This is a genomic window from Novosphingobium sp., from assembly GCF_965229225.1.
Taxonomy (GTDB): Bacteria; Pseudomonadota; Alphaproteobacteria; order Sphingomonadales; family Sphingomonadaceae; genus Novosphingobium.
In genome coordinates this window covers 3863883-3888718 of sequence record NZ_OZ245867.1, presented here as the reverse complement: position 1 = coordinate 3888718, position 24836 = coordinate 3863883, and the positions used below count along the sequence as shown (strand labels likewise).

The 24836-nt window shown below is 61.3% G+C and carries 20 protein-coding genes and 1 pseudogene; 11 read left to right on the top strand and 10 right to left on the bottom strand.

Translation table 11 applies throughout. The features are described 5' to 3' along the window. The first annotated feature begins 10 nt into the window (after window positions 1-10). Both ACO06X_RS18245 and ACO06X_RS18240 read left to right on the top strand, forming a co-directional pair. Entirely contained in the window at window positions 11-1423 is a 1413-nt protein-coding gene (locus ACO06X_RS18245) for a conjugal transfer protein TraH (RefSeq protein WP_421839948.1), read from the top strand. 56 nt (window positions 1424-1479) lie between these two features. Next, window positions 1480-4182, top strand: a complete 2703-nt coding sequence (locus ACO06X_RS18240) for a conjugal transfer protein TraG N-terminal domain-containing protein (protein WP_421837567.1) — start codon at window positions 1480-1482, stop codon at window positions 4180-4182. Here the strand turns inward: ACO06X_RS18240 and ACO06X_RS18235 are convergent. From ACO06X_RS18235 to ACO06X_RS18225, 3 genes are all read right to left on the bottom strand, one after another. After that, window positions 4169-4387 carry a hypothetical protein gene (locus tag ACO06X_RS18235; protein ID WP_421837566.1) on the bottom strand — a complete coding sequence of 73 codons (219 nt, stop codon included), beginning with the start codon at window positions 4385-4387 and terminating at the stop codon, window positions 4169-4171. The genes ACO06X_RS18240 and ACO06X_RS18235 overlap by 14 nt on opposite strands. Before the next feature lie 415 nt (window positions 4388-4802). Further along, entirely contained in the window at window positions 4803-6113 is a 1311-nt protein-coding gene (locus ACO06X_RS18230; protein WP_421837565.1) for a hypothetical protein, read from the bottom strand. Beyond that, window positions 6067-7119 carry a hypothetical protein gene (locus ACO06X_RS18225; RefSeq protein WP_421837564.1) on the bottom strand — a complete coding sequence of 351 codons (1053 nt, stop codon included), beginning with the start codon at window positions 7117-7119 and terminating at the stop codon, window positions 6067-6069. Before ACO06X_RS18225 ends, ACO06X_RS18230 begins: the two co-directional genes overlap by 47 nt. A gap of 408 nt (window positions 7120-7527) precedes the next feature. Here ACO06X_RS18225 and ACO06X_RS18220 point away from each other — a divergent pair, with 408 nt between their 5' ends. The 5 genes from ACO06X_RS18220 (at window position 7528) to tnpC (ending at window position 12766) form a co-directional block, all read left to right on the top strand. Next, on the top strand, window positions 7528-9000 hold the full coding sequence (locus ACO06X_RS18220) for an Eco57I restriction-modification methylase domain-containing protein (protein ID WP_421837563.1): 1473 nt from the start codon (window positions 7528-7530) through the stop codon (window positions 8998-9000). A gap of 66 nt (window positions 9001-9066) precedes the next feature. After that, window positions 9067-10092 carry a hypothetical protein gene (locus ACO06X_RS18215; protein WP_421837562.1) on the top strand — a complete coding sequence of 342 codons (1026 nt, stop codon included), beginning with the start codon at window positions 9067-9069 and terminating at the stop codon, window positions 10090-10092. A 258-nt stretch (window positions 10093-10350) separates the two neighbouring features. After that, entirely contained in the window at window positions 10351-10704 is a 354-nt protein-coding gene (gene tnpA, locus ACO06X_RS18210) for an IS66-like element accessory protein TnpA (protein WP_421837561.1), read from the top strand. Continuing rightward, window positions 10701-11042, top strand: coding sequence for an IS66 family insertion sequence element accessory protein TnpB (tnpB, locus tag ACO06X_RS18205; RefSeq protein WP_248290274.1), 342 nt, complete (start codon window positions 10701-10703; stop codon window positions 11040-11042). The genes tnpA and tnpB overlap by 4 nt, the downstream gene beginning before the upstream one ends. 59 nt (window positions 11043-11101) lie before the next feature. After that, window positions 11102-12766, top strand: coding sequence for an IS66 family transposase (gene tnpC, locus ACO06X_RS18200; protein WP_421837560.1), 1665 nt, complete (start codon window positions 11102-11104; stop codon window positions 12764-12766). 369 nt (window positions 12767-13135) lie between these two features. On the opposite strand, the gene ACO06X_RS18195 is transcribed toward tnpC, so the two are convergent. The 5 genes from ACO06X_RS18195 to ACO06X_RS18175 form a co-directional block, all read right to left on the bottom strand. Further along, window positions 13136-13849: an adenylate/guanylate cyclase domain-containing protein gene (locus ACO06X_RS18195; RefSeq protein ID WP_421837559.1), complete on the bottom strand. Its 714-nt coding sequence runs from the start codon at window positions 13847-13849 to the stop codon at window positions 13136-13138. A 20-nt stretch (window positions 13850-13869) separates the two neighbouring features. Next, window positions 13870-14838 (bottom strand): TIR domain-containing protein, encoded by a 969-nt coding sequence (locus tag ACO06X_RS18190; protein ID WP_421837558.1) that lies wholly within the window; start codon window positions 14836-14838, stop codon window positions 13870-13872. Then, window positions 14823-15545 carry an E2 domain-containing protein gene (locus ACO06X_RS18185; protein WP_421837557.1) on the bottom strand — a complete coding sequence of 241 codons (723 nt, stop codon included), beginning with the start codon at window positions 15543-15545 and terminating at the stop codon, window positions 14823-14825. The genes ACO06X_RS18190 and ACO06X_RS18185 overlap by 16 nt, the downstream gene beginning before the upstream one ends. A gap of 6 nt (window positions 15546-15551) precedes the next feature. Then, window positions 15552-17129, bottom strand: a complete 1578-nt coding sequence (locus tag ACO06X_RS18180) for an adenylate/guanylate cyclase domain-containing protein (protein ID WP_421837556.1) — start codon at window positions 17127-17129, stop codon at window positions 15552-15554. A gap of 130 nt (window positions 17130-17259) precedes the next feature. Next, the gene (locus tag ACO06X_RS18175; RefSeq protein ID WP_421837555.1) at window positions 17260-17415 is read right to left on the bottom strand and encodes a DUF2188 domain-containing protein; all 156 of its coding nucleotides are present in this window, start codon (window positions 17413-17415) and stop codon (window positions 17260-17262) included. 56 nt (window positions 17416-17471) lie between these two features. Between ACO06X_RS18175 and ACO06X_RS18170 the strand changes: the two genes are divergently transcribed. From ACO06X_RS18170 to ACO06X_RS18160, 3 genes are all read left to right on the top strand, one after another. After that, window positions 17472-17870, top strand: coding sequence for a helix-turn-helix domain-containing protein (locus ACO06X_RS18170; protein ID WP_245828764.1), 399 nt, complete (start codon window positions 17472-17474; stop codon window positions 17868-17870). Then, complete coding sequence (locus ACO06X_RS18165) at window positions 17867-18769, top strand: ImmA/IrrE family metallo-endopeptidase (RefSeq protein WP_421837554.1); 903 nt, start codon at window positions 17867-17869, stop codon at window positions 18767-18769. The genes ACO06X_RS18170 and ACO06X_RS18165 overlap by 4 nt, the downstream gene beginning before the upstream one ends. 381 nt (window positions 18770-19150) lie before the next feature. Continuing rightward, the gene (locus ACO06X_RS18160) at window positions 19151-19792 is read left to right on the top strand and encodes a S24 family peptidase (RefSeq protein ID WP_421837553.1); all 642 of its coding nucleotides are present in this window, start codon (window positions 19151-19153) and stop codon (window positions 19790-19792) included. Between the two features lie 9 nt (window positions 19793-19801). On the opposite strand, the gene mobF is transcribed toward ACO06X_RS18160, so the two are convergent. Both mobF and ACO06X_RS18150 read right to left on the bottom strand, forming a co-directional pair. After that, window positions 19802-22747, bottom strand: coding sequence for a MobF family relaxase (gene mobF, locus ACO06X_RS18155; RefSeq protein ID WP_421837552.1), 2946 nt, complete (start codon window positions 22745-22747; stop codon window positions 19802-19804). Between the two features lie 456 nt (window positions 22748-23203). Further along, a pseudogene (locus ACO06X_RS18150) lies at window positions 23204-24025 on the bottom strand (type IV secretion system DNA-binding domain-containing protein); the annotation flags it as partial. A 305-nt stretch (window positions 24026-24330) separates the two neighbouring features. On the opposite strand from ACO06X_RS18150, the gene ACO06X_RS18145 reads away from it, so the two are divergent. Beyond that, complete coding sequence (locus ACO06X_RS18145) at window positions 24331-24789, top strand: hypothetical protein (protein ID WP_421837551.1); 459 nt, start codon at window positions 24331-24333, stop codon at window positions 24787-24789. The last annotated feature ends 47 nt before the right edge of the window (window positions 24790-24836 follow it).

Here is a 24836-nt window from a genome sequence, read left to right as displayed (position 1 = left end):
CGCCGCGATCATGGCGCTCGCCCTTCCCATCGCCGCGATCCCGGTGCCGGTCTCGGCCAATGTCGGGAGCTCGATGGACTCTTTCCTGAACGATGTCGGCGGTGCCTCCAATGTCAGCGGCCCGACCGCCTTTCAGGGCCAGTCGGCCGGCTACTACAGCCTTGGTAATGTCTGGATGCGCTTCCCGCAGAAGACGACCTCGATTGCCAACCTGCAATTGCCCAAGGCGCGCGCTGGCTGCGGCGGCATCGACCTGTTCGCGGGCTCCTTCAGTTTCATCAACGCGAGCGAGATCGTCGCGATGCTCAAAGCCGTCGCCAACAATGCGGTCGGCTTTGCCTTCAGCCTCGCCATCGACACCGTCTGCCCGGAATGCTCGAAGATCATGCAGGAGTTTGCGCAGAAGGCGCAGCTCATGAACAATCTCAGCATCAACTCCTGCGAGATGGCGCAGGGGCTCGTCGGCGGCGTCTGGCCCAAGGGCGACTTGGCCGACAAGGCGGTCTGCGAGGCCATCGGCAACAGCCAGGGCATTTTCACCGACTACGCGGCTGCCAAGCATGGCTGCGGCACGCGCGGCGAGCGCGCGACCACCACCGCCAAGGCGGACGGGAGCTTTGCCGACGTCAATCCCGGGGTCGCGCGCAACTACACCTGGACTGTGCTCAAGAAGTCCGCCTTCTTCTCGCCCAGCGGCAAGTTCGACCAGGAGCTCGCAGAGTACGCGATGACGCTCGTCGGTACCGTGATCTACCAGCCGCCCAAGGATGACAGCGCGGGCAAGTTCATTCCCGTGGCGGGCGATGCCTCCTCGACCCTGGTCTCGGCGCTGCTCGACGGCAGCTCGGGGAGCGCGGTCAAGATCTTCCACTGCGACGAACCCGACCAGTGCCTCAATCCCGGCCTCGCGTCGCTCTCGGTGCCAACCTCCAAGGCCCTGCGCCCGCGCATCGCCGCACTGATCGACGGCATGGTCCAGGCCATCCGCGCCGACACCCCGATCACGGCCGCGCAGAAGGAGCTGCTGCAGGTCTCCTCAGTTCCGCTCTACAAAATCCTGACCGTCCAGGCCGCTTACGGGCGCGGCATGCCGACCGATGACCGCCAGACCCTCGCCGAGATCGCGAGCGTTGACCTGCTCTTTGCGGTGCTCGACCGCATCGTCAGCGAATCCAGCCGCTCGATGGCAAGCTTCATCGGCGCCGACGAGGCCAAGATCACGCTGTGGCAGGGCCAGGTAAACGTGGTCCGGCAAGCGCTCGCCGACCGGCAGGCCAACACCCAGGCCAAAGTCGGGGCGATCATGCAGATCATCGAGAAGACCGCCTTCATCGAGAACCTGCTCGCGAGCCAGATGTCGCCCGGCATGGCCGCCGCGCTCGACTGGTCGCGCGCCGTCGAAACCCGCGCGCTCACCCACTGACACTTCATGAGAGCGGGCGCCACGCGGCATCCCGCTCAGTTCAGGGACCCCATTCCATGGTCGAAGTCTTCACGATCGGCGGCGGTGACTACCTTGTCGCAGTGTTCCGGGCGGTCGCCGCCTGGACCGGCAACGGCGGCTACAAGGGTCTGCTGCAGGTCGTGATGGTCATGGGGCTCGGACTTTCGGCGCTCACGCTCGCCTTCGGGCAGGATTGGCGCGCCTGGATCAACTGGTTCCTTGGCGCCACGCTCATGTACACTTGCCTCATGGTGCCCCGGCTCGACGTCCACGTCACCGACCGCATCAACCCGAGCCTCGCGCCCGCCAATGTCAGCAATGTGCCGCTCGGCCTTGCGCTCATGGCGAGCTTCACCAGCCAGATCGGCGACTATCTGACGGGCTCGGCTGAAGTGGTCTTCGCGCTCCCGCCTCAGCTCGGCTATTCGAAGAACGGGATGGTCTATGGCGCGCGCCTTTTTGACGCGACACGGGGCCTGCGCATTTCCGATCCGGAGTTTGCCGCCAATCTCGACGAGCATTTCCGGCAATGCGTGTTCTACGATGTGCTGCTGGGCCGGGTATCGATGCAGACGCTGGCGAACAGCCCGGATATCTGGGCGACGATTGCGCCGGGGAGCCAGGCCCGCGCGCAGCGGTTCCTCACCCGCGATGCTGCCAGCGGCAAGGTCACGACCTCGATTGTCACCTGCCGCGAGGCCTACACCGCGCTGAGCGGTCAATGGACGGGTCTCATTACCACGATGACCACGGCGTTCGGCCGCCAGCTGTATCCGAACCAGACGGCAGCGCTTGCCAAAGCCAAGCTCCTCGCGGATCTGCCGGTCGCCTACCAGTACCTCACCGGCGTGTCCTCCAATGCGGCCCAGATCTTCAAGCAGACACTGACGATCAACGCGATGTCGCAGGCGATGCACGGCTTTGCCGGGAGCAGCGGAACCGCCAACGTCGATGTCTACGCCTCGACCCGCGCCGACATCCAGACCGAGCGCACCTACGGCTCGATCGCGGGCAATGCGATGAAGTGGGTGCCGCTCCTCAATATCGTGCTCACCGTGCTGTTCTACGCGCTGTTCCCGGTGCTGTTTCCGCTGTTCCTGCTGCCTCGCACCGGACCAGCCGCGCTCAAGGGCTACGTCACTGGTTTTTTCTACCTCGCCGCATGGGGGCCGCTTTTCGCCATCCTGCACATGATGCTGATGGTCAAAGGCGCTGCCGACCTGAGCGCGGTCGCGGGCGGAAACGGCCTTACCCTCGCGACTTTCACCGGCATGACCGACGTCAACGCCGATATCGGCCTCCTTGCCGGCTATCTTATCGCGTCGGTTCCGTTCCTTGCGGGCGGCGTGGCGCGCGGGGCTCTCGCGATCTCTTCGCAAGCGACCTCCTACCTCAATCCCAGCCAAAATGCCGCAGAGGAAGCGGCGCGCGAGGCGAGCACCGGCAATGTATCGCTCGGCAACACCAGCCTCGACAACTCGACCGTGTTCACGCGCCAGTTCGCGCAAGGCACGATCGCGCCGAGCTTTGCCTATGGTGCCGCACAGACTCGCGCCACCAGCGCGAGCGGCGCGACCACCACGGCCTTTCCGGACGCGGCTTACGACCAGGTCCCGAACTCGAGCTACCCCTTCACGCCCACCCTTGGCGCAGAGTTCTCCTCGCGCCTTGCCACGATGGCATCCGAAGCGAAGAGCCGCAGCGAGACCCTCGCCAATGTTGCGAGCCAATCGACCAGCAACGCTGTCGCGCGGTTCCGCGAACTGCGCCAGCAATTCAGTAGCGCCAGTGGCAGCGAGACCGCGCAAGGCAACACTACATCAGACAGCATTCAAACGGCCTACGGCGAGGTCGATCAGGCCTCGGCTAGCCTGCAGCGGCAGTTCGGGCTCTCGCGGCGTGCGGCTGACGATATCTCTGTCGCGTGGTTCCTGAACGGCGAAGCGAGCGGTGGAGCGTCTGGCAAAGCTGGGATCTTCAGCGGCGCGATCGGCCTGAAAGGTGGCCGCAATCAGTCCTGGACCGCGACCGACACCGGGATTGCATCGGAAGACCGCTCCAGCATTATGGGCAGCCTCAAGCAGATGTCGGACAGCCGGAATTGGTCGAGTCTGCGCGATGGGTTCGTTCGCACTGTCAGCACTTCGAGCAATACGGCGGTATCAGCCCGCGCAAGCGGCCTCAATGCGAGCATGACGGAAGCCCAAACCACCTCACGCGAAGCCCGGCGTGCTGAGGAGACGGCCAACAGGCTCGAAACTCAGGCCTCCTTCTTCGCCAGCCGCAATTCGTCGGGCAGCCTCAATCTCAGCCAGGCCTATCGCGACTGGGGTATGGCCGAGATCGACAGCAACCGAGACTTCTATGGCAATGCCCGCTTCGACGACACCGCTTTCCAGCTCAGTGCGGCCGGTCAGACACTGCAGCGCAAGTTCGTCGAGGTCTACGCTGATCGAGTTCGCGATGATGTGGCAGGCAAGCTGGTACTTCCTGAAGCAGCGCCCCTTTCACAACCTCAGATTCGCCGGTCCACCGGCAGACGAGCGCCGGATCTGAGCCGGAACCAACCTCCGCAACCACAGTCACTTCATGATGAAGTGCTTCAGGCTCAGCAGGCCGGAAGGCAGCACATCGAAGCGCAGCGGAATTCACTCGAAGGCCTGACAGGCGATGCCAAGGGCGCCACTCCGCGTGCAGCGCAGGAGGCAAGGAATTGGAAGCGGCCTACTGGCGAATGAGGTCCCAGTAGATCACGAAACAGATGTAAGCCGCGAACACCGCTCCGACGCCAAGACCAAACAGTTGCACCAGGGGATCAGCCCAAGCCTTTTTGATCCGGTATTCGGTCAACCGGTTCTCGGCCAGCGCGCGATCCAATTCGGCCAGCCCTTCCCAGTTCCGGTGGGCAGCAGCCTCGTCTGGATGATGGTTTCTGTCGGTCATGAGAGTTCCGCACCTTGCCACCGGAACATACCATAAACAAAATGGCCTGCCAATGCCTATGAGTGCTGCTCCCTGACCAGCGCGCTGCAGGGACCGACTGTGGGACATTGCAGCCATTCCCCGCCACGCCCGAGAACGTCCAGCTAGGCCGAAACCCGCCATTCACCAGGTCGTGACGGCCATCTCTACTATGTCGAAGGTTGCGGACGATAAAGACTGTCCGGAATCCACTGCAAGATCGTTGAACTGCCCGTTGTTCAGCTGCCCCCGGCCACCTGCTTCGAGGTTTGGCAGTGAATTCAACCGAGGAAATTGACGCTGCACCTTCCAGGCCGCCTATGATCATGTCGCGGTGGAGGAGGAGGCAAAAGTTTCCGAGTCAGCTGCGTAAAGGTAATTGCAGCTTGGAGTCTGTTCAGAAGACAATGATCAAGACGGAGGCCAACATCAAGACAGCGATTGCGCCGCTGGCAATGGCGGACTTCTTGTAGCCCATTTCAGCCTTCTCGACTGGTGTGGTCACCATTCGCTCGTACTCGTTGTCTGCAAGGAACCGATAGAGTCGTTCGCGCCAGTCTCGCCGAAGATCTTGCTGAATGGTCAGGAAGTGCCATCCCGTCCAGATGACCACAGCAACATAGATGGCCAGAACGAGGCCGATGACGCCTGCCGCTGAAGCCACAAACTTTGAATCCCTGCCAAGCGTAAGCCGGGCAATGACCAATCCGACGTTGCCGACCGCGGAGGTCATCACCGCAGCCGCCAACGTTCGCGTCGCGTCCGCCAGCTTCGTCGTTTCGTCCGACACGGCTTTGCGCAGCTCGCTCAACGACTTCAACGCATCACGGCTTTGCTGGGAGATACCGAAACCGTAGGCAATTCGAGCGCCCTCGAGGGCGCCGAACATAACAGAACCGAGGTCTGTGATATCTCCGTCGCGCAAGGCAGTACGCGCGACCTCTGTCGCGACGAGCCCGTGACGATTTTCAAGTTCGCGAGGGTTCTCATAGACCCAGCCCGCGACCCGTTGCAGTTGGTTGAGCACGGGCACTTCCAGACGATCGGCACCGCTACTGCGAAACCTCGTCGGCGGCGGTCCGCGAAACAGCAGCTTTTCGTCAGGCTCAATCTCCTGGGCGAGTGCCCTAGCGAGTGCAGTTGCTGCGTGCATCCGCCAACCTGATAAGAAGCGCCCAGACAGATCGACATCGGCATCGCGCAGCAGCCATCTTCCGATCTCCTGGACTGGCTCTGCATTTCCAAGCACTCGAACTACGCGCGATGGATCAGCTGGCGGCTGGTCAACAACGAATGGGTGCTCGGTGCCCCAAGGTAAATAGCAGACGGTCGTTGCCTCGATACAACGATCGAGACCCTGCACCCACAGTACCGGTTCGGCCGGCGCTCGCTTTAGGGCGGCCAGAAAGCCGGTCGCGGTGAGCACGGGAAACACGGAGTCCGGGGCGATGGGCTTAGTCGCGACGAGCTCGATGCCACCAGAGTCGTCGTCGAGCTGGTCGACTCCCAGGTCGCTCCCTTCATCGGCGAGCCGGATGAGCGTGAAGCCAGCCGGCGCCAAGCGCGCGACCACATCGCGCGCACCAAGGCCATCTAGTTGATAGAGAGCAAGTTCGGTCCGGGACTCTGTAACTGTGGCGCGATGGGTTGCCGCAAGTGCGTCAATCGCGCGCGCGAGGTCTGCTCGAGAGCGTTCCATCTTCGACAATCCGCCTTGTGGTGACCGTAAAGGTTATGACCCCATCCTTCTCGGACCTGTTAATTGCTTGGCCTATCTGCTCAGCAGGATACTCGATTCTGACTTCCTCCGCAGTCCGAACGAATTCCCTTGGCCGCAGTTGGAATATCCGGGCTTGCGGCTGAAACGTGACGTCATCGAGCCCCTGCCGGCGCAGATGCATCCTGGCCTTGCGTTCGATGACCGCGCGTATCCTCTCTTCCTCCGGACGATTAGCAGCATGAAGCGCTGCGTCGACGACATCATCATTCGTCACCGGCCGACGCGCCCGAAGCGCCTCTTTCATCCGGCGAAGGGCTGCGGGCACCCCGCCCTGCGGCAGATGTTCACTGACATCCCTCAGCGCGCCACGCATGGCTTCGTGCAGCCGGTCGCTCAGCTCAGTGTCGTCTCGGTTACGTGACACCCCGAGGTATCGGGCAAAATAGTCGGTGAGATCAGGTGCCTGGTGCATGCGATCCGCTGCCGATACCATGGGCTCAGCCACGCCGCCTACGACCCGTACGATACAGATTTTCTGTACGGCTTTGCGTTCCTTGACGAAAGCTTGCACGATGGCACGCAAGACGTTGCGTCCGTCCATTTGCGCAAGTTCGACCACCTCGCGGTAGTCGTATTTGATCAGGGCATAGAACCGCGTGTCGTCGCCGCCTTCCAGCTGCAGTACGAAAAACGCGCCGCTCGTCGCTTGCCGGACGTGATCGCGCGCAAAAAGGTGGGCCAACTCCTGGCCGCCCCGCTCGAAGCTGATTTCATCGCGTGCCATGCGCTCGATGATTGGCCGGACCAGCGAGCCCGCATCGAACTGATGAACGGCATCACTGGCTTCCGCCAAGATCCGGGAGCGGAAGAACAGCTCTTCCTGTACGGGGACTTCCGACGCAGGCTCAAACGCCTCGTCTTGGCGGCCGATTACGTGAATGATCATACGGGCAACGCGAAGCTGTTCTTGCTCCGCCTCGGTAAAGAAAGACACCGACACCCTCCCCGTCTTGTCTGCACAAGATGCCTATCGAAGAGGCGTGGCCCAGACAACACCTCTGGCCGCAAAATCATATGTTTCGCGTGCACGTTAAGGGCGGTTTATCCGCAGAATGGGAGCCTGCCTTCAGCGGGGAAATAGCAATAGAGCTGCCTCCTCATAATTTAGCCGGCCCTTGGTCGAGCCCAATTGCGTGTGATGGGGTACGAGGTGATCGGTTGGCAAGGTGATGCCGATATGCTCGCCAATGCCACGGGGAACGCGATTGGTTCGCTCGCGTCCGATCGCGGCGCGCATGGGGTGGGCTGAACTGGCAAGTGTCCTCTTGCACCAAGCTTTTGTTCCTTTTATGTTCCATCATGCTGGGTTGCAGATCAACTCGAGCAGGTTAAGGTGTGCGTGATGGTGGGGACTACTCCGGAATATTCGCAGAAGCGCTCGGGCGCCTATTTCACGCCCGATGACGTGTGTGCGGCACTGGTCGCTTGGGCCTGCCGCAAACCGAGCGACCGCATGATCGACCCCTCGTGCGGTGATGGCCGGTTCCTCGCGCTTCACAGCAACAGCGTCGGGATCGAGCAGAATCCGATCTCAGCGCATGCCGCGATCAAACGCGCACCAGGCGCGCTGATCCATGAGGGAGATTTCTTCACTTGGGCGACCGAGACCCATGAGCGCTTCGAATGCGCAGCCGGGAACCCGCCCTTCATCCGATACCAGCATTTCAAGGGTGAGACGCGGCGACGGGCGCTAGACCTGTGTCTCGACCTCGGGGCAAGTTTCACCGGCCTCACCTCGTCCTGGGCGCCGTTCATCGTGGCAACCGCAGGGCTGTTGAAGCGTGGCGGGCGGATGGCTTTCGTAGTCCCGGCAGAGATCGGCCACGCCCCCTATGCGGCCCCGCTCCTCGACTATCTGGTCCAGTCGTTTGCTAAAGTGCAGATCATCGCGGTGCGCGACAAGCTGTTTCCTGCGCTGTCGGAAGATTGCTGGCTGCTCTACGCAGAGGGCTTCGGCGGGACGGCCAGTGCGATCGACATGACGGTAGTGGACAACTTCGTGCCGACCCGAACACCGCCCAAGCTGACGCTGCGGGTCGACCTTGAAGATTGGCGCAGGGTCTGGAACCGGCGCCTCCGCCCCTATCTCCTCCCGGCGTCTGCACGGGCACTTTATGCCGCAACGCTGGGCCGCCCTGACACGCACCGGCTCGCCGATTTCGCGACCGTTGGGATAGGCTATATCAGCGGCGACAATCAGTTCTTCCATTTGCGGCCCTCGGAAGCCAAGAAGCTCCGCATTCCCCCTAGCCTATTACTGCCGTCAGTCCGAAACGGCCGAGCGATGCCCGATGAGCAAATCACCAAGGCGACTGTCGCTGACTGGGCTCGCAACGATGACCCGGTCCTACTGCTCCGGCTCTCCCGCGACATTGAGCTGCCCAAATCAGTCCGGGACTATCTCGATTCCGCACCGGGCCGGGAGGCCCGCCTCGGGTATAAATGCCGCAACCGCGCGCCTTGGTATGTTGTGCCTGATGTGCAGATCCCCGATTATGTGATGAGCTATATGTCAGGCCGCGGGGCAAATCTGGTCCGGAACATGGCCGGCGTCTCTTGCACCAACAGTGTCCATGCAATCCGGGTGCGCGACAAGGCGCTTGCCGCCAAGCTGATGCCAAGCTGGTCCTCGCCGTTCGTGCGGCTGAGCTGCGAGCTTGAGGGCCATGCGCTTGGCGGCGGCATGCTGAAGCTCGAACCGCGCGAGGCGGGGCGGATCGCGTTCCCGGCCGCTGCAACCCGATCAAAGGCTGAAACCGAGGCGCTCGAGGATGCGGTCATCGTCATGCAACGCTGGAGGCATTATGCCGATTGATCCTTCGGGCACTCTGCTGTTCACGCACCTCGCGACTTACCAGCCCTCGACGAGCGCGGACTGATCGTGGCGATTGAACCCTCATCGAAGTCCAAAGCCTGGGTCTTGTTCGACCATATCGTGGCGGACGCAGCGCCGGGTGGCGTGCCGACCAATCCCTGGGTGATAGGCGCGGATGGGCAACTCCGCTTCGATCCGGACTATGCAACGCTGGAGCGCCTGCTCGGCGTGCCACTGCATCTAAAGGCAAGCACGACCTCCGGCGTGCCGGCGCTCGCGCTAGATGTTTGGCTTAGCTACGAGCTCCGCCGCGCAGGCTTCTTTGCCGATCAGGTCTGGCCGCGCCCGGTCCACCCGCGCATCCTGCCTGCGGCTGCTGCTAATCTTATCAAGTCGCTGCCGGGCACGCTGCGCAATCAAATCGCGGACCGCGTCGCCAGAATGAGTTCGATTCCGGGCGTCACGTCGTCGTCGGCGAATATTCTCGGCAAGAATTATCTGAAGCAGGTCGATGTTATAATGACCGACTGGGTCACTGGTCCCGAATTGCTAATCTCAACGAAGCGGATGGACTCCTCTTACGGTAAGAACGCACCCAACCGGATAGAAGAATCCTATGGTGACGCCAAGAACCTTCGGCTTCGGCATCCGCTCGCGGCGTTGGGCTTCGCGTTTGGACTGCGCTCGGACATCCTACAGAAGGAACCTAAGACAGCCGAATGGCTGTTCGATCTCCTCGCCAAGCTCGGCCAAGAGGACGATGCTTATCACGCCACTTGTCTCGTGATGATGGACTATGCCGACGAGGAAGCGGTCACCGACACCGCCTCAGAACAACCGGCTGGCATCCTCGAACCAGGGCTCGAGCCTGAACCAAGCGTTGAGGAGATCGCTCCTGTGCTCCCAGAGGCCAGCGCTGCCGAGATCATTGCGGCGCTTCCGAAGGTAACGATTCTGGCTGACCAGATCCCGGCGATCCTATCACCCGGCAGGTTCCTGATGATGATGGTCACGCGAGTACTGGCAGCAACTCCGGTCAATATGCACGAGGAAGCGCGAGCACGCCGCATGTCGGCCGTCGCTGCTGCCTAACCAATTTGTCATCGATCGTCCGAGCGGGTAGTAGAGGGGTGGTCAGACGCACGAACGGACCGAACCTGGGACATTCTTACCGTTCCGTGATCACCAATTAAATGACAGGTTGAGCTAAAAGCAGCTGTTCATGCGTTGGCATCTGAATGGCCGTGAGTGCGGACGAACCGTAACCGTCCGGTGAGCCGCGCTTGCTGCTGTCGTCCGGTGTGTCAGGACGTCCTATAGGTCGTGCAATAGGGCGCGCTTAGGACAGCCATGACACAGGTAACGGTGCTGACGGGGGTGCGACGCCGCCGGGATTGGTCGGATGAGGATCGGCTCGAGATTTTGCGCGAGGCATTCTCGCCGGGTGCCTGTGTGGCGGATGTTGCGCGCCGTCATGATGTTTCCCGAGGCTTGATCTACTTGTGGCGCCGGGCAGCCTTACGACAGGTTCGGGAGGCATTCGTTCCGGCGGTGATCGAGGACGAGCCCGGGACCACCGCCAACGCTTCGGCGCAAGAGCCGGAAGCCGCGATCGTGCTGGACTTCGCCGATGGCCGGCGATTGCGGATTTTCGCCTCGGCCCCGCCCGCGCTTGCTGTGGCTGCCTTGAAGGCGATGCGATGATTCCGGCGGGTGCGCGGGTGTGGATCGCGATGGGCCATACCGATATGCGGCGCGGCATGCAGAGTCTGGCCGCAATGGTCCAGCAGCACTTTACCAAGGACCCGTTTTGCGGTGATCTGTGGGTATTCCGTGGCCGTTCCGGATCGCTGGTCAAGATTATCTGGCACGACGGGATTGGCATGTCGCTTTACGCGAAGCGGCTCGAGAAGGGCCGGTTTGTGTGGCCGTCGGCGAAGGACGGGACGGTGTCGCTGACGAGCTCGCAACTGGCCTGCCTGCTGGACGGGATCGACTGGCGCAACCCGCAGTATTCGTGGCGCCCGCAGAGCGCGGGATAGCTGATCATCCAGGTATTTCCGGCTTGCTTCGAGAGGTTGTCGGTGATTCACTCGCGCCCATGGAAGCCGCTGTTTCGCCCCTTCCGGATGATGCCGAAGCGCTCAAGGCGCTGCTGACGCTGGCGCTGCAGAAGGCCGAGGCAGCCGAGCAACGCGCCGCAGTGGTCGAGGCTGAGCTGGCCAACGCGCGGGCCTTGGCCAGCGCCACCGAAGCGATGATCGCCCATCTCAAGCTGCAGAACGCCAAGCTGCGCCGCGAGCAGTACGGGGCCAGTGCCGAGCGCACCGAGCGGCTGCTCGCCCAGTTCGAGCTTGGGTATGAGGATCTTGAAGTCGATGCGGCGGAAGACGAGCTCGCCGCCGAAGCCGCCGCAGCGAAGGCGACGTCCATTTCCGCGTTCGAGCGCAAGAAGCCGGTCCGTAAGCCGTTCCCCGCGCACCTGCCGCGTGAGCGCGTGGTCGTTTCCGCGCCGTGCACATGTCCGGCCTGCGGCAGCAATCGCCTGTCCAGACTTGGCGAGGATGTGACCGAGACGCTCGAGGTGATCCCGCGCGCGTGGAAGGTCATCCAGACAGTGCGCGAGAAGTTTGCCTGCCGGGACTGCGAGAAGATCACGCAGCCGCCGGCACCGTTCCACGTCACCCCACGCGGATGGGCTGGCCCGAGCTTTCTCGCCATGCTGATGTTCGACAAGTACGGCCAGCATCAGCCGCTCCACCGTCAGGCAGAGCGCTTTGCCTGCGAAGGTGTCCCGCTCAGCGTTTCGACGCTGGCTGACCAGATCGGGGCTGCGTGCGACGCCCTGATGCCGATTTACCGGATGATCGAGGCCCACGTCCTTGCCGCCGAGCGCCTCCATGGCGACGACACGACGGTGCCGGTCATGGCCAAGGGCAAGACCGATACCGGCCGACTATGGGACTATGTGCGCGATGATCGGCCGTTCGGCGGCTCTGATCCGCCGGCAGTCATCTTCCACTACTCGCGCGACCGACGCGGCGAGCATCCTCGAGCACATCTCGCGTCCTGGTCAGGGATCCTGCAGGCCGATGCCTATGGCGGCTACAGTGATCTGTATGTTGCCGATCGCCAACCCGGGCCGATCCTGGAAGCAGGGTGCTTCGTGCACGCGCGTCGGAAGTTCTTCGAGCTTGCCGACGTCGAGGGTGCGGCACGCAAGAAGAGCCGCGGCGAGAAGGTGCCGGTCATCTACCCGCTCGCGCTGGAAGCCGTGCAGAAGCTCGATGCCCTGTTCGCGATCGAGCGTGACATCAACGGCAAGAACCCCGCCGAGCGGCTCGCTGCTCGCCAGGAGCTGAGCGCGCCGCTGATGGAGGAACTGCATGCGTGGCTGAACGCGCAGCTCGCCAGGGTCTCCCGCAACCATGACGTTGCCAAAGCCATCAACTACATGCTGCGTCGCTGGGGCGCGTTCACCCGTTTCCTCGATGATGGCAGGGTCTGCCTCTCGAACAACGCCGCCGAGCGGTCGCTGCGCTGTGTGCCCCTTGGGCGCAAGTCGTGGCTCTTCTGCGGCTCGGATCGCGGCGGCCAGCGCGCGGCCGTTGCCTATTCGCTGATCCAGACCTGCCGGCTCAACGACGTCGATCCGCAGGCATGGCTCGCCGATACCCTGGCCCGCATCGCAAACCATCCGGTCAACCAACTCGACGCGCTGTTGCCGTGGAACTGGGGCGCCAACCAGCGCGCAATCGCCGCCTAATCGAAACACGCTGCGGCCTTCGGCGTATGCTTACGACGAACCGGAAGGGCAGCTTCGGTATAGAGGTTGGCTCAAGCTGACCTTCGTTCACAGGCTCGAACATCGGTGCCAGAATGCCCAGGGCGGCGGACGATCTGGAAAGGCCGGTTTCTTTGTCTATCTGGCCGGACTTGCCGTTCGTTCATTCGGTGATTGGCGCCGTTGAAGTGAATGTAGTGACGGTCCGGACACTCGACCGACCGTGACAGCCAAGGGTTGGCGCGGTTCACGAGAGCCCGGCCCGCAAGGGCGTGGCAATAAGTCATCGGCACGTAATTGAGAGTTAAACGGGGAATTCACAACGCAGGAAAAGTCCGGTAGCCACGGACATCAAGGCTTTCTGATCACCTTGGTTTTGTAGACAGTTTCTTTAACGTCGCCGACTTTGCGTTCGACACCGACCCACATATCTTTGCCGTCGCCATCGTATTTGGCACTATCCGAGAGCTTCTTATACGAACGCGAAGAAATATAGACGCACCAGGGATAGTTTCGCACATCGGAAAGCTTGGCCGAGAATGCCGGTGCCTTTCCTATCCAAATGAGGTCGTTATTATTTCTGATGCCAGCGCGAACGGCGCGGGCCACACCCACGTCGATCCCTACGCAGTGGGTGATTTGCAAGTCGTTGTCGCGCACAGATATAAATTTTGCCCGTGCTTTCGGCGCGATGATCTTTTCAACGACGTAGTCTATCTCTCTTGCGCAGTTCGCAGCGTTGCTGTTTGGCGTGTCTCCAATAAAGACCCCCATCACGCGATCACCGTCGAAGCTGCGAATTTCTCCGCCCCAGGCCCTGATGAGGCGGGTGGCAACGTCAAGATAGGCCCGGATAATCTTCGCCGTCGTTTGCCATTGGCAAACGCGGGCAAGGCGAGACGATCCAGCCAAATCGGCGTAGAGGAACACAGCATCGAGCTTCACGGCACCGTTGCGGAGCGTCACGCTGTCGGAATCCGGCACGGTCCGACCCTCGCGCTCATCCCAGGCGACGGAAAAAATGTCATCGACGGAATCGCTCAACGTATCGACGAAAGAAGACATTCGGACCTCACATCAATCAATCAGCGGGCGCGCCTGTCGGTGAACACGCCTTCCTTTTCAATGTGCTCCTTCGCTTCGATGCAGGCGTTGCGCACCGTGCGCTTCATTTCATCGTCGGAACCGGTCCGATATCGCAGCGTGGTCAAACCTGCTGCATCGCTCGGCAAACGACCGCCGTCATCTGCGCAAACAAGAAGCATTGATCGCCGACGCCCCAGCACGCCGAGAGAAATCCCAAATTCGAGATGGACATTGTCGCGAGCAACTTGATGGGTTTCGCCTCGCATGGTGAGGGTGTCATCCGCCCCGACAACGGCAATCGTGAAGTCGGACGATTCAATCGCGTCCATCAGCGAGCTTATGGGATAATCGGAAATGCCGAATGTCCCTTTATCCCACAGTTGAACTGCAATTTCCTTGGAATCGAGATTCCGCACGATTTCATTCGCGACACCGATCTTCTCAGATGACGAAATCACAAAAATTCTGGGAATGTCATTTGTTTGCCCAATGCCCTTGTTTCGCTCGTCAAGCCGTCCTGCGACCACATCAAGCATCCGCTTCAAATAGGCAGGGCTATCGCGCGTAATCTCATCCAGCGCAGTGTGCTTGAGGCGAAGTACTAGCGCCTCGCCGATCGCCGAAACGGTAGCCGTGCGAGGCCGCGCTGGGGATGTACCGGTAAGCTCCCCTACATGCGTGCCAGCCTCGCGTACCGCCTGCGGACGCCCGTTGATGGTGATCTGCATCTTTCCGGCAAGAATGAGAAACAGGTCGTCGTCCCAGTCGCCTTGCTTGATGATGACATCGCCATCGGCAATTTCCTGCAACACCCCGGCGGCAACGATCTGTTCGGCAAGGTCCTTGTCATTCGCGACCAAATCCTGGCCGCAAACCGCTTCTATGAGCCTGCCTTTGTTTTCGTCTCCACTAAATCTATCCAGCAATGAGCCCATAGTATCCTCCAATCCTTTCAGCGTAATCCGCACGACTTCATTTTACCGCAACAATTTTCGCCCAAAGCGCGGGCATCCTGCCAGTATTTTTCAAGATGAAACTTCCTCTTCTGCTCATAAAAGACAAGTTCCAGCATTGGCGTCCGCTTCTTGCAGTCCTTGCGCACAATCGGCCACTTGCGACGACTTTTGTGCTTGCACCCTCTTGGGCATGGTGCCCGACCGTTGATCGGGTTGCCCTTCTTGTCGAAAAAACGAAGATTGGGATCGGTGATCCATGAGGGCTCGCCCAGATAGGCGGCGGCGTATTCCTCTTCAAAGCCAAGCTCGCGTGCCGCGATGAGCGCCTTTTCGTGCCATTCGCCTGCACCGCCATGGTCGAGCGCGTGCGCTGGCGGCCAGATACCTGTCTTTTCGGCAATCGACTGGCAGCAAAGGTACTGTCTTAGTTGCTCCCACCATTGAATGGCCGTCTCGTCCGATACCACTTCGAGAGTATGCAGGCCCACACAAAAGGTCTGATCGCGTTGTATGTGGCGTTCGGGACAACGGGCCGGGAATTTTGTGCCGGGAGATTCTTCCCTAACGCTGAGCGTCGAATATCCCTGTATGTGCAATTTGACGCCGGAGCCCGACCAGAGAGTGCCGGGCACATACGCTGTGCCTACAAGATACAGCGACGACGATGTTTCTATCGAAAACCAGGCGGGGCATTTGCCTTCTAAATGACGGGATGGCATGGCCGCTCACAGCTTCGCATGTGCCCTCATTGGCTCGGGTGCGTGCGCGCGCATCGGCTCCGCCTGCACAGACGAAACGTAAGGCGATGCCATTGTTCCCAGAAGCATTGCCGACGCATCATAATCCATGTTGGAAATGACGCGCTCACTTCCAAAGATTTGCCGAACGACGGCAGGCGCAACCGCATAGGCCTTCTCGCCTATCGCGGTTTCCGTTCCTGTGCACCGGCGCTGTTCGTTCTCCGAAACGCAGGTGGCGCGGCTTGTCGCAGTCCTGACGCTGGCCGCACCGCGAAGCCCGATGCGGCAGATTGGTGTCGGGCCGAAGTCGATGCCGATGGCAAGGCCGAGGCCCGCGATACCCGGCAAGGCCATCTTGCAAAGATCGAAGGAGGAACGAATACCACCTGCCGCGTTCACTGAGGCACGGATGGAATCCATCGCGTTGGTCTCGCGAGAGTTTCCCTCTGCGAGAAGTCCGTGCACACAATCGCCGACGAAGCGCACTTTGCGCCCCCCAAAATCTTCCCGCAGCACAGCAGCCATCTCAGCGCGGAGCACATGCAGATTGGCAACGGCTTCAGCTACATTTCCGGTCTGGATGGCGTGATCCACATAGGCAGTGAAACCGTCGATGTCTGCGAATATCGAGGCCAGTGGCATGCGTATCGCGTTGCTGGGGGGATGCTCGGCAAACACGATGTCCTTGAGCGGCGGTTCCTTATGGTGAAAGCGGAAGGCTGCATCTGAAGCCTGCTCGAGATATTCGCGGCGCTTCATCTGAGCTTCAAAATCAATATAGGCTTTCGCCAGACGCGTGTCGGCATTGAATGTCTGACCTCGGGCACTGACGCCCTCTTGCAGAAATCCTGTTTCCACGGCCTTTGCCAGAGCGGTGAAGGAAGTTGGCGCGTTCTGGTCTCTCGCGTGCTGCACACGATTGCTGAGAAAGATGCCTTCTTCGTCTCCGTCAGCGAGCTTGGCCGCATGGTTTGCAGGGCTACCGATGAAAAGGGGGTCGGGCTCGTCACGCTTGCCGCTATCGATTGCCACCGCCGGACCGCTGTCTATGCCGACCCGCACCGCCGTTTGAAACTCGGGGAAATCGTTGCCGAGGCGCTCGACCATCCGGCGAAATGCCGCTGCAAACGAGATTGCCTTGCGAATGCGCTCCGGTTCGTTCTCTCGCCCTTCGGGGGTTAGCACGACAGCATGGAGACGTGAGCCGTGGAAATCGACGCGCTGGATTTCAAACTCGTCGATAAGGCTGTCGCAGGCACTGTAGTGTGTATGCAGGAATTCTAAAGCGCGCCGATGGCTCGCTTCGGTCTCAACGCCAGCGTCTTCAAGGACACCGTTGAAATCGATGAGGTTCGCATAGATATGCGCACCGTGCGTTGTGATGGCGCGGTTGCGGGGTACACGAAGAATTGCGAGCTTATCGTCAGTGAGCCCGCCGCTCGCCTTCAGAACTCGCCTTTCACCCAGATACCGGGCAAAATCCTCGACGACAATTTCACCTTGCGGAACGGTCTCTTTGAACCGCTGGATGCGTAGTGCTGCACGTTCCTGATTCCAGGCCATTCTACCTCACTCTCCGCAGCATCACAGGCTGCGCTTTCATTGTTGACCGCAATCAGCCCTTTGGCGGACTGGGATCGTTGCCATGACTGTCGCTGCTGGCGATGCGGCCATCCTTATTGTGGATGCGGAATTAGGTGCCCTGATTGCGGCTGATCTCGCGACCCCGATCGATAGCTTCCCGCTTGGTGTCCGCATGTACGCTCGCGCGTCCTGCTCCACCCCGTTTCACGTCCCATCCGCCGTTTGGATTCGGTACGACGTGGTGGGACTTCGGTCCTTTGCCCATGAGCTGTGCTCCGTAAAGCTCGCGAGGCACACTTTATACCCCTACTCCGAACATGCTTGCACAGTTGCTATTCGGCAGTCAAGCCTATAAAATACCTCTACACCGAACACGGCAAGGCGGGAGAAGCGGTTTTGGCAAATATCCTTGGGGAAAAGATTCGTAAGTTGCGCAAAGAGAAGGGATTGACGCTGGACAAGCTCGCCGATTTAACGGGGTCGAGCAAAAGCTATATATGGGAGCTAGAAAACAAGAACCCTCCAAGGCCGTCTGCGGAAAAACTCGCAAAGATTGCCGAACAACTTGAAACGACAATCGAGTTTTTACTCGACGAAGGTGATGAACTCTCGCAGGAAGATGCGGCCGATGCGCGTTTTTATCGCCAATATCGAAAGATGGATTCCGCGACAAAGGCAAAAGTGCGTCAGATCATAAAGCTTTGGGATGAGGATACATGACCAAGAGCTGGTCGCCGCAACGCTGGGCAAACTCCATCACGACAATGCTCAATGCAGTGTACGGCGATGCACCGGAGCGTTTTCCGGTCAATATTCCACAGCTCGCCAAGGAATATTCAAAGCAGCGCTTCCCTGACGATCCGATCACGCTGGTGAAGGGTGCGTCCTTGCCGGGGTTCGATGGCGCGCTGTACCGCGCCCCATCGGCGAAGAAAGGTTGGGGGATCGTTTATAACGATGCGATCAGGTCGCCAGGCCGGATCAATTTCACGCTGGGACATGAGTTCGGTCACTACCTGCTTCACCGCCTTGCATATCCCGATGGGATGGAATGCGGCGACCAGGACATGGTGCGCTGGGACAGCGAATACGCACAGATCGAGCAACAGGCTAACGAATTTGCCGTCGGCCTGCTTATGCCTCTCGATGATTTCCGCAGACAAATCGACCCAAAAGCGAAACCCACCCTTGATGAGATCGGCGCTTGCGCTTCGAGATACGACGTTTCGCTTATAGCGGCGACGTTACGTTGGCTTCAATTCACCGAGCGCCGGTCCGTGCTCGTCGTTTCGCGAGACGGCTATATTCTTTGGGCAAGATCGAGTGATCGCGCGCTCAAGACCGGTGCATATTTCAAGACGGTTGGCCGCCCACCGATTGCGGTGCCCGCTCTGTCCCTCGCCACGCGCTCCGATCCTCTGAATAGCAAGGGCGCAATCGAGCATGGCGCAGACGTATGGTTTGCCGAGCCATGCGAGGAAATCGCCCTCGTCTCCGACCACTACGATTTCACGATCTCGCTGCTGCATCTTGGTCGAGCCGAAAAGCGGACGTGGATGGACGAAGACGAGGTTGAAGATTCCTTCAGCCTGATGCAGCGCAAGTTGCGCATTGAATAGGGGCGTGGGCAGCGACGGCTTTGTCCCCAGATCTGGTCAGTCGGTCCACCGTGAGAGCTTGATGAACAAACGGAAGCTTTCGAGAAGCCAATTTGAACCGCTGAACGACGGCTATGTTGGCGACAGCGATCAACAAATCGCGACACACAGAATGGCCGGTTTTGGCGTTAACGGACGTTCCTCGTTCGAGGTCGGAACGCCTTCAATTGGTCGTCACAGCAAGCTCGCACCACAGTATCCCAAGGTTGCCAACTCGATCTCAATATCGGCATCTAGTCCCGCCGCAGCTCTAGCAAACACGCCCTTGTGTTCCTCTTTCGTTCTCGTTAAGGATGTTTCCTAGCCCTAGGACGAAATCCTAGAATCGCAGGAATGCAGACCATGGACGATCCACGCGCAACGCTTGACGAGCTGATCCGCCAGCGCGGTGTCAACTACTCGTCGATCTCGCGGCTTCTCGGCCGCAACGTATCCTACATCCAGCAGTTCATCCGCAAAGGTAGCCCGCGCTATCTCGACGAGCGCGACCGGCAGATTCTGGCCCAGTTCTTCGGGGTCGATGAAGCCGTGCTAGGCGGACCCACTGCGTTGGCCACACCGATCGTGCAACTGGTGCAGATCCCGGTGCTCGATGTCGAAGCCTCGGCAGGTCACGGTGCTTTGGCTGGCTCAGAGGCCAAGGCCGGCCAGTTCGGCTTCGACGACAAATGGCTGCGCAAGCTGACCCAGGCCAAGCCCACCAACCTTTCGATCATCAAGGTGACCGGCGACTCGATGGAGCCGACGCTGCACGACGGCGACGAAGTGCTGGTCGATGTGTCGGACGAGCAGTCCAAGCTGCGCGACGGGATCTATGTCCTGCGCATGGACGGGGCGCTCAACGTCAAGCGGATCGCGATTGAACCCCAGGGCCGGAAGATTTCGGTGGTCAGCGACAATGCGGCTTATCCCAGCTGGCAAGGGCTGGACCGCCGCTCGGTGAACATCGTCGGCCGGGTGCTCTGGTTCGGCCGCAAGGTCTGAGACACCGTCTCAGATCCCCATCTCGAAAGGCTTGACCATCGCCTTCTCGCGTTCGGGCGGTTCCTTGAGGACGGGAGGCTCGCTCTGCAGCGCTGCCTCGGACTTCCCTCTTGCAAGACCGGAAGCGGCTGCCTCGCGCAGCAGGCCCACGGTTTCGAGGGCCGAGCGCTTCATTCCGGTGTTGCGGGCGATGGCCGCGCCCAGCCGCGAGGCATCGTTGACGAAGAGGGTCAGCCCATCGCGTAGGCGAGTGACGGTTACGAGGAAGGTCTGCTGGTTGGAAAGATTGCGTTCGCGGCTGTCCATGACCGCAATGCCGCGATCTGACGTGAGCCCCTGCGCCATGTGGGCATTGAGGGCATAAGCCAGATCGAGGCGCTTCAGCATCGGATCGCTGGCCGGCAGATCATGCGCGATACCCGTCGAGGTCACCAGCGATACCGTATCCCGGCCGATCGCCGTGATGCGCGCCTGGTCGGCGTTGATGAGCCCACGCTTGTGGTCGGTCTCGGTCCAGCGGATCCGGTCGCCGGCATGGATATCGAGGCGCTTGACTTCGAAGAGACGAAGCGGGTCGTAGTCACCGTTAGGACGAAGCCGATCAACTTTCAGCACTGTGCGCTTGCCGCCTTCGCCCTCCAATGTCACCGATCCGCGCTGCCTGTCGCTGTCGATGACCGTGTAGGTGCCCTTCCCAAGCTTTTGCGCCCGGTTGTCGCGGTCGAACACGGCGACCATCCCCGGGCGATAGCTCGATGCATAGCGCAGCTCCTCGCGCGTTGTGTTGACGCGTGAGAGCACGTCCAGCCTCAGCGCCGTCTGACCCAGTTCGCCATTGGCCTTGAGCCCGGTCTGGACGGCGGCATTGACCTCGCTGCGCAGCACGCGCCCAGAGGCATAAATCGCGGTGCGCTCCCGATCAGCCGGCGCTAGCGAGAGCCACGCCGCCGCCGCCTCGATCGCTGCCCCTTCGCCGACCTCGACAACGCTCTTGCCGAGGTGCCGCAGCGCTTCATCGATCCGACCGCCTTGCGCAGCCTGCTGCGCAGCGCGAAGGGCCATGGTGCGGGCGCGGATATTGGTGTTCATCGTGGCGGTTTCGATGCCGGCGCGCTGCATGATGTCGAAAGGCTTGCCCGCATCGACCGCCCCCAGCTGCTTGCGGTCGCCAATGCTGGCGAAGCGGTCGACACCGAGAAGGTTAGCGAGAAGGACCAGCTTTTCCTTGTCGGCGTTGCCGACCATTGAGGCCTCGTCGAGCAGGATGACAGCGCCTTTCATATCTGAGCGGGCCTCGGCGAGACGGGCTGGATCACCATCCTCCAGCAGGTCCTGATGGCGGCGCAGGAAACGCGCGACGGTCATCGACGGGATGCCGGTGTCGCGCTCGAGCATCTGCACGAGGGTGTTCTGCACGGCGAGGCCCAGGACCACCCTGCCCTCCTCGCGCAGGATGTCGGCCACGGGTTTGAGCACTGTACTTTTGCCGGCACCGGCCACGCCCTGGATCGCCACGATCCGGTTGGTAGAGCCCAGCAGGAGACGCCCGGCAGCCTCCTGGCCGGCATTGAGCCTGATGCCGTACCGCCTCTGTGAGAGGCTCTGCAGCCGCACGCCAGCCGCGTCGGCCGTGACGATCGGTGAGACCTTCCCCCTGCCCTCCTCCACGGCGGCCACGATGCGCTGTTCGGATGCGACCGCGTCTTTCGTGGTCAGCATGCCCTGATTGACGCCGGCGCCGCGTTGCAGCGAGCCTTGCCGGACCAGCTGCTGCACCCGCTGCTCGATCGCCGGCAGGGCAGCGGGCAGGCCAAAACCCAGCGCTGCGCGGTAGAGATCAACTTTCGAGAACGCCGCTTCGCGCTCGGCCAGATGCCGCACGGCCGATGCCACCGCGTGGGCTGCCGCGACCTGTTCGGGTGACCGCTTGGCGAGATCCCGAGGCATCAGCGGATCGCCTTCCCTGAGCCCAAAGCGCTCGGCGAGCGCGGCCGCAAGGTCCTGCGCCCTGGTAATCGTCCCGCGCACGATCGCGGTCAGTTTGCCGACTTCGCCAAGGCCCTGGGCCGCACGCGCATTGGCCCTCGCCATGACGACCGAAGGATCGAAGCCTATGGATATGGCCTTCTCCTTCCAAGCGCTGACCAGCTCGGAGCGGTCCTCGACCGGTGATTTCTCGGCGCGGGTCATCAAGGTCGCGGCATCGGTCGCGCGCGGTCCCTTGTGGTCCATACGGGAGACAGCATCGAGCACCTCGGCACGCCGCGAACTGAAGGCATCGCGTACGGATTTCGGCACGCCTACCGCCTCGAAGTTGCCGTGCTTGCCGACCTCGCCAACCTCGTACCCCAGGCGTTCGACCGAGAGCTGGAAGCGCGCCATCGTCATCGCGTTGAGGAGGGTGTTGTGCTCCCACAGCTTGTCATTGCGCAGGGCGCGCCACTTGCCGTCGGGACCCTGCGTCGCATTGGCGACCACCGCGTGGATGTGCGCGTTGGGGTCCTGATTGCGGTTCGTATCGTGCATGAACAAGGCGACGGTGAGGTTGCCGGTCGCGACGGCCTTGTCCTTGCCGCGCACCTCGATCCGGGTCTCGGCGAGGTTGCGTTCGGCCCAGACGAGCGTCTCCTTAACCGCCTCGGCGTAGGCCTCAAGGATGCGCTGGTCGCCGCCGACTAGGGCGAGCAGCGACCAGCTCTTGGGCATCGAGAAGGTGAGGTCGGTCCCTGCCCGGTGTTCGCGCTTGTCGGTGCCAAGGCGAGTGCCATCGGGCAGAAAACCCTTGAGAATGGCCTCAAAGGTATTGGCATCGACTTCGCCGGAAAGCCCCAGCCTGTCCGCGCCTTTGCCGAACCATTCGCCCGAACGATCGGCATCGGCACGGGTGTAGTAGTTGTCGGCGGCGAAGTAGCGGGCAGCACCGCCGGCGGTGCGGACATTGGCAACGGACAGCATGGACAGGGACCTCGTCCAGGGGGAGCAGGCACTTCAGATCTCGACGTCGAATTCTCCGACGTCGCGAGGCTCGCGGGGCGCACGATGCGCCTCCGACTCATCCCCTTCGAGTGCCATCCGGCGGGGGTCGGTCAGCGCCAGGGGTGCCTCAGAGAGGGGCTGATCTGATTGCACCGGAGTAGTGTCAGATGCCGATGACCTGCCATAGATTGGCGCCGACTTGTCCGGCAAATCACCGTCGCCACTGGCCTTCGCCGCTTCCGGGCTGGTACCGCGGGTCGGCACAGAACCAGCACCTTGAACGCCCGCCATCTCGTCTGCCGATTGACCCTCGCGTGGCACACCTGGGCTGGTAGCATCCCCTTTCGCCGTACCGATTTCAGCGGCCTGATCCGTCAGACTGCCGCGATGCTGGACGCGCTCGTCACCCTCGCCGTTCTCCGGCTCGCGGGGAACAAGCGGCAGCACGCCCTGGCGCGGATCGAGCCTTCTTCCGGCACCATCATCGTTGGATGACGGGTGCTCCTGAGCCGAGGATCCCGTCTCGTCCTCGCAGGTGCTTCCATCCGCCAATTCTCGCGCAATCGGCCGAGCTGGGAAGGGATCAACTGCCCTGCGAATGAACGCTTTCGAACGCATCGGACGGTCGACCGGTGTGAGTTTGACCTCCGCTGCAGGGAAGCCATCGGGAAACTTGAGGTACCCGACAAGGCGCGGCAGGTCCTTGATGTCGTCGGGAAGGAGGAGCCGCTGGATATGCCGCCGCGTGGTCAGGCTGACGGCATCACGGGCATTGTTGAAACCGTAGGTGTAGCCCTCGTCCATGTCCCGCACCTCTCGCTGGCCGATGAAGTCGGAGCACCAGGTTGCTGTATCGGCATCGCCGGTCCCGAGAACGAGTTTGGTCCGGGCAAGCGAGGACAAGGTCATCGCCATGTTGTCGCCGTAGACCTCTTTGAGCTTGGCATAGGCGTGGATGCCGGTGACGATCGCGCCGCCGAAATTGCGCGCGGTCTGGAGGCCCTTCTCAAGCGCAGGGAGGCGGTGGAGCGCCCCCAGTTCGTCGATGAAGAACCAGATGCGCAAGTCACGGGTGCGATCGAGGGTCATCAGCGTGTTCATCGCCAGGTCCAGCCAGACGGTGAGGAGCTGCGAGCACACGCTGAGGTCGACGTAGCGGGCCGAGATGAAGACGAACCCGCCATCGTCATCGCTGCTCTCGATCCATTTGCGCATCGAGAAAGGCTTCCCCTTGCGGGGGAGCATCTTGAGCGCCTTGTTGTGCCTCCGGATCCGGGCTTCGAGATCGCGGAGAGTGGTCAGCCTGGCGCCGCGCTCATGCTGGCGTTCCTTTGCCTTGCCGCCAAATCGGGAAGCGAACCAGACCCAGGCCACAAACACCGGCACAAGGATCACGGTCGACCAGGCCAGAGCGATGCCGACCAGCTTCAGCAGATGATGCCAGGCGCGCACCACCGGCGGGTAGATATCGAGCAGGGATATGGGAAAGGTCACAGCCCGGCCCCATGCGGTCCGGACCGTCACATCGTGCGCCGGATCGAACTCCATGAAGCGGTACCCACATGGAAGTGCGCGGACGAGGCGGCGAACTGGTTCGCGAAAAATGGGACGCCGGTCCGCGAACGCATCTCGGGATCGTGATGGACGGGTTCCCCAACATGTTCATCATCACCGGCCCCCAGTCGCCCTTCTCGAACGTGCCGCCAGTGGTCGACGTTTCGGTCGATTGGATCGGCAGAGCCATCGCCAAGGCCGATGCGCAGAAGGCTGACGTCATCGAGGCCCGACCAGAAGCTGTCGATGCATGGGTGCAGCTCATGCAAGAGCTGCTCGATCAGACCTTGCTCGGTCAGGCCACCGAACTGAAGTCATGGTTCATGGGCGCAAACATCCCGGGCAAGGCACACGCTCCATTGCACTACTTTGGCGGTGCCGCCGGATACTTCGAAGAAATCAACAAGTCATTGGCTACCGATTTCGCCAATGACCTCAGCTTCTCTTCGACATTTCAACCAGCCTGAACAAGCCATCAATACATGTGCCTTTGCAAAGAAGGACACATTGGGGG